Origin of the sequence: Enterobacter cloacae (assembly GCF_011078175.1) — a bacterium.
GTDB classification, from domain to species: domain Bacteria; phylum Pseudomonadota; class Gammaproteobacteria; order Enterobacterales; family Enterobacteriaceae; genus Enterobacter; species Enterobacter cloacae_Q.
Genome location: NZ_JAALCJ010000021.1, coordinates 1 through 5,509, shown reverse-complemented (window position 1 = coordinate 5,509; position 5,509 = coordinate 1). Strand labels below are relative to the sequence as shown.

Below are 5,509 nucleotides of genomic sequence, written 5' to 3'. Positions count from 1 at the left end.
CCCTCGTGCGCTCTCCTGTTCCTGCCTTTCGGTTTACCGGTGTCACTCCGCTGTTATGGCCGCGTTTATCTCATTCCACGCCTGACACTCAGTTCCGGGAAGGCAGTTCGCTCCAAGCTGGACTGTATGCACGAACCCCCCGTTCAGTCCGACCGCAGCGTCTTATCCGGTAACTATCGACTTGAGTCCAACCCGGAAAGACACAACAAAACGCCACTGGCTGCGGCCATTGGTAAGAGGGTGTACAAGAGATTACTGATGCAGAGTTCTTGAAGTCAGAGCCATACTGAGGCTAAACTGGAAGGACAGAATTTGGTTTCAGCGGTCTTGTACACCCTGTTACCACGGTTCAGAAGTTCCCCAACTTACTGAACCCTCGAAAAAACCGCCTCCCCAGGCGGTTTTTTCGTTTCGAACATAAGATACGCTTTGTCGATTTAATCAGTCAAGGAAGAACCCTGAAAGCCTCAATCGCTTACAGAATTATTCTTGTTAGAGACATGTTTCTGCACCGTATCAACACCAGTACACAAAACAGCTGCAAACAGGAACCATCCCCACCCATCTAGGCCACGAACAGCAAGAACCCCAGCAATGACTACACAAAGCAAAGGGAACAACAAAATCATAAAGGCTCTCATAAATCCTCCAGAGGTACTTATTTTTGAATAAAGTCCCTAATCCATCCATATTGCCACTAGGATGGATTAGTAACTTACTTATTGATTACTAATGGTAATCTTCAAGATCAACGTCTAAGACGTTTGGTTCTTCCACCTTGAAAACCACCCTCCAGTTTCCGTTAACCTCTACGGAAAACTCACCTTTACGTTCACCTTTTAGGGGGTGACACCCCAGCGCCCTTACATCCACAATATCTTGAAGACATGTTGCGGTGCTTAGCGTAGTCAATATCATGCGAAGTTTTTTCGCTAAGTGAGGCTGAATTCCGGCGGTGTTACCGTTTTCAGCAAAACTCCGAAGCCCTTTATGCTTTATGTTTTTTATCATCAATCATCTCCATAAAATTTTCGTCGATATCTATCTCTATAAACAGAAAACAATTTGACAGCGTCCATTTGAACCCCTTGCATTATTAAAATAATTGACGTAACTTTGTCTCTGAGGTCGATTACCTCGTTTGACTTCCAAGAGCGCTAACCGTACAATATGGCGCCTTGAAAAAGTCGGTAAAGACACCATATCAGCGGTAGCTTTCTGCTCCACCGAGCATCCTAAAGCTTACTGCTTTTTTTGTCAATAACAGACACTTGCGTATTGTGCAATGCGCAACGCGAAAGAAACAAAATGTTTTGTGTAATCAAATACAAAACCAATAGAGGAAGGCATGATAAATCTTTACGATCCTGTACACCCCGGTGAATTCATCAGGGAAATGTTCATGGAACCGTTCGAAATACCTGCCGCAGAGTTAGCTGATAAGCTTGAAGTATCACAATCTGCATTAAGTAGATTGCTCAATGGAAAAACTGATCTTAGTTATGAGATGGCTCTTCGACTATCTAAAGTTATAGGCCGCTCTGCAGAGTCGTGGGTTAATATGCAGGCTCAGTACAGCCTCTCGAAAAGTCGTAAAACTTTATCCGAGACGCTAGAACACCTTCATCCGATGTTTCCATAAGTAAAAGCCCGCTCGTGCGGGCTTTTTGCCGTAAAACCCCCGCATACCTACCTTTAGTTTGATTTTTAGTTCAGTTCTTAGATCTTGAAATGATTGTTGTTTGAACACCAATAAGATGCCCATACAAGGCTCTAAAAAGGAGAACAAAATGGCAATTTATGTAGGACCACATGGCAAAATAGGTCGTGATGGTGGCTCATTCCAAGAATGTGACATCAACACAAACACTCATACTGTTACCCGCAAATATGGACGATACTGCACCATTCGCGATAATGAGTTCGCACCACCAACGAGCGCACCTGGCAGGTACTGGCTACAGATCTACCGAACCCCAGACAACACTGAGTAACAGAAGCGCCAGTAACGACAAAGCCCGCATAAGCGGGCTTTGTCTCTTACAAAATTCCTCGTCGTCGCAATTCAGCTTCTATCGCCTCACATGCGGCATCCACAATCTCCGTGTTGTAGTACCTGGACATGCCACTGCTAATGATATCGTCCATTAGGGCACGGTTATGAGCTAAGGTACGTCGTAAGTATTCAGGGGTATGTTGCTCCATCGGATTCTCCTTTTCATGACTGAGCATTATTGCTTACCTGTATTTATCCCCGTCAGTGCTGATCACGTTGAAAAGCCCTAAAAAACCACTTTTTTAGCTGCCTTAATCATTGAAAAATGGCACTTAAATCCACATCTATCGCGCTGGGGAAATCGCCCGCACACAGCCACTGATAAAATAAAAGTGAGATAAAATGGATCCAATGGATAAGATTTGCGATGTTTGTGCCCTCCCTGCCAGCGCCTGTACCTGTGGCTTCTGCGATGACTGCAACGAGAAGCTGGCAGACTGCGTCTGTGAGCGCTGCAGCGATTGTGGAAATTTAGATGAGCACTGTAGCTGCTCACGTTGCGACGAGTGCGGTGAAAAACTGGATGAGTGCATATGTGAGGAGTGCGAAGAATGTCTCCGCAGTCCACATGATTGTATCTGCGAAAACTGACCTAAGGCCGAATTCTCTTTCAAGAGCGACCGGGACGGTCGCTCTTATTTACCATAACATCCGTTGGGCGCACCGCTGAAACGGGGTTGGCTGCGTTTCCGGTGCCAGACGCGAGAAAGTGGCGACAGACATAACGAAAAAACACCAGAAACGCAGCCGCTGAATATTACACTGGTGCATAGTCATGCAGCCAGATGCATGGATGTTAAAGTCACACTAAAATCCGCGCCAATGCCTTAAAAACCGACAAATGCTTCTCCAGCCAGTCCCACAGCTCCGCCGCCAGATACAGGCAGTTAAGCAATGATTCAATAAGATTTAACAGCTTCATTTCCCGCTCCTGAATAAGTCGTGACCTTTTTGATCACGAACCTATTTAGCGGGAGAAATAAGAGCCCCTCTTCGTGCGGGTTGTCAGCTGCCTGGATGGTTTAAAGTGTCGGCCCGCGGTAGGTTTTCTGCGGCTGGCGCTCCAGCTCCAGTGTTTTCTGATACTCATTCTCCCTCTGCCGGAGCTCGATGGCATTCAGTTCCCGGACAAGCGGCGCAGCTGCTCGCTTAAACTCAGCACCTGCGTGCTCAAGTCCGACACGCGCTCGTTCAGCACCGCGTTCTCCCGTTGCATAAGCCCACACATGCTCCGCCATTCCGCGAAGGCGCTCTCCCATTCGTCCAGCCTTTGCGAGTAGTCCTGCTGTAGCTGCTCTAATGCGCTCAGCAACTGCTTTTCCAGCTCTGTCATTTTCAGCTACTCCTGTTTCAGGCGGATCCATGTCGTCCCGTCGTAAGGGATGGCTTCGGTTTGTATCCCCGGCGGCAGGATAAGAAACCTCCGGCCGTCGCTGCTCTCCTGATAGCGCACTCCCCACGTCCGGGCGGTCATTTTCGCCAGGGTATCTTCCTGCTGACGAAGATGCGTGTAATTGTCGGTTATCTGCTGCCCCTGCCACCACAGAATGCTCCCGCTCGTGCCGATCAGCAGCGCTGACACCATCAGGATGGTGAGCCATGTCCGCCCGGCAGTCCGCAGTACGCTCCGCCGGTTTTTCTCCATCGCCTCGCTCATACTCTGCTCGTGGGCGAGGATGGCGTCGCTGATTCTCCTCGCGCTTGCGCTCAGTTCCGCTCTGACAGACTGCTCGTGCTCGCTGAATGCGGCTTTCAGCATCTCGCCGGTACTCTGCTGCTGCGCTTTCGATTGCTGCTCTAAGTCCTTCGCCAGCGTTAAAAGACTGCTCATAGATGGCTCCCTTCAGTCGGATGTTTCGCCCCCCGTCCGGGTCGGCAATGCTGATACTGCTTTTCGTGGTGCGCACCACCTCAAAACCTGCACCTTCAAGAGTGTCAGTGACATCCTGACGGCTTTTCAGCTCCCCGGACGAAGCAAGGGTCAGCAGTCCCCGGGTAATGGCTTCTGCGGCCTCCTGCTTCGTTTTCGGCAGCCCGGACGGCGTGACCAGAGCCCGGCGGTTTTCCGGCGCGTTCGGGTCGTGCAGCCCCAGTCTGCCGTTCACGATAGTCTGCCAGGCATCGATGCGCGGCCGGTCGGCGCGGTCGTAGTAAGGCTGGAGCCGCCTGCCGGTCAGCAGCTCGGTATTGGGGATCAGAAAGTTCAGCTCCAGACGCCCCTTGTCCGCGTGCTCCACCCACAGAATGCTGTACTGATCTTTATCGAGTCCGGGCATCAGAACCCGCTCGAAGCTGGCCATCAGTTCTTCCCGCTGGCCGGGAGGCAGATCGGCCTCCGCAAACGACAGAACGCCGGAGGTGTATTTCTTAACGTAAGGCGACGCGTCAATCAGCTCCCGGACTTCTTCCGGCTTCCCCTGCAGGACGGTGGCGCCTTCACGCTGCCGGTCTTTACCCAGCAGATAGTCCACCGGCCCGGCGCCACCGCCGCGGCCGCGCGGATGAAATTTAACGATCATCGTCCGTTCCTTTCTCAAGAACGGCGTGCCGCAGCCGCTCAAGGCCGGCATCGATGGTCATCAGCGCCGCCACAATCTGTACCCTGTCATGGCCGGTGCCGCCGCCGGCGTTAACACGGCGGGCTATCTGGTTCAGGTTATTGCCCATGCCGGCAAGCTGGCGCAGCAGCGCCGGCGAGAGTGAGGGGAGCTTTCCGGAACGTGCCGGCTTTTCGTCCAGGCAGATCTGCCGCATCCACGCCGCCAGCTGCCTGCCGTCACAGCGCTCGAGCAGCCGCCGGTGCTCGTCCTCCGTCACCCACATGGTGAGCATCTTGCTCCGTTTCTCTGACAAACCGGCCTCCTGATAACGCCGGGACGGGCGGGAAAGCCTTTCCCGGTCGGCGCGGGGTTGGACAAGCCGCAGGCGCGTCAGGCTTTTGGCGGGTTTCGGGGCGCAGCCCTGAACCAGTCACGTAGCGCTAGCGGAGTGTATACTGGCTTACTATGTTGGCACGGATGAGGGTGTCAGTGAAGTGCTTCATGTGGCAGGAGAAAAAAGGCGGCACCGGTGCGTCAGCAGAATATGTGATACAGGATATATTCCGCTTCCTCGCTCACTGACTCGCTGCGCTCGGTCGTTCGGCTGCGGCGAGCGGAAATGGCTTACGAACGGGGCGGAAATTTCCTGGAGGATGCCAGGAAGAAGCTTAACAGGGAAGCGAGAAGGCCACGACAAAGCCGTTTTTCCATAGGCTCCGCCCCCCTGACAAGCATCACGAAATCTGACGCTCAAATCAGTGGTGGCGAAACCCGACAGGACTATAAAGATACCAGGCGTTTCCCCCTGGTGGCTCCCTCGTGCGCTCTCCTGTTCCTGCCTTTCGGTTTACCGGTGTCACTCCGCTGTTATGGCCGCGTTTATCTCATTCCACGCCTGACACTCAGTTCCGGG

General features: G+C 52.3%; 4 protein-coding genes and 1 pseudogene. 2 read left to right on the top strand and 3 right to left on the bottom strand.

Going from position 1 to position 5,509, the window contains the following annotated elements:
• Positions 1–273, top strand: a pseudogene (locus G6Q29_RS21805) (hypothetical protein); the annotation flags it as partial.
• A gap of 456 nt (positions 274–729) precedes the next feature.
• Here G6Q29_RS21805 and G6Q29_RS21465 read toward each other — a convergent pair.
• Positions 730–1,011 carry a type II toxin-antitoxin system RelE/ParE family toxin gene (locus G6Q29_RS21465; RefSeq protein WP_000594459.1) on the bottom strand — a complete coding sequence of 94 codons (282 nt, stop codon included), beginning with the start codon at positions 1,009–1,011 and terminating at the stop codon, positions 730–732.
• Between the two features lie 337 nt (positions 1,012–1,348).
• On the opposite strand from G6Q29_RS21465, the gene G6Q29_RS21460 reads away from it, so the two are divergent.
• Positions 1,349–1,642 carry a HigA family addiction module antitoxin gene (locus G6Q29_RS21460; protein WP_000609279.1) on the top strand — a complete coding sequence of 98 codons (294 nt, stop codon included), beginning with the start codon at positions 1,349–1,351 and terminating at the stop codon, positions 1,640–1,642.
• A gap of 1,436 nt (positions 1,643–3,078) precedes the next feature.
• Here the strand turns inward: G6Q29_RS21460 and mbeA are convergent.
• The gene (gene mbeA / locus G6Q29_RS21910; RefSeq protein ID WP_045326465.1) at positions 3,079–4,575 is read right to left on the bottom strand and encodes a plasmid mobilization relaxase MbeA; all 1,497 of its coding nucleotides are present in this window, start codon (positions 4,573–4,575) and stop codon (positions 3,079–3,081) included.
• Positions 4,565–4,909, bottom strand: coding sequence for a MobC family plasmid mobilization relaxosome protein (locus G6Q29_RS21440; protein WP_045342092.1), 345 nt, complete (start codon positions 4,907–4,909; stop codon positions 4,565–4,567). Before G6Q29_RS21440 ends, mbeA begins: the two co-directional genes overlap by 11 nt.
• Positions 4,910–5,509 lie beyond the last annotated feature (600 nt).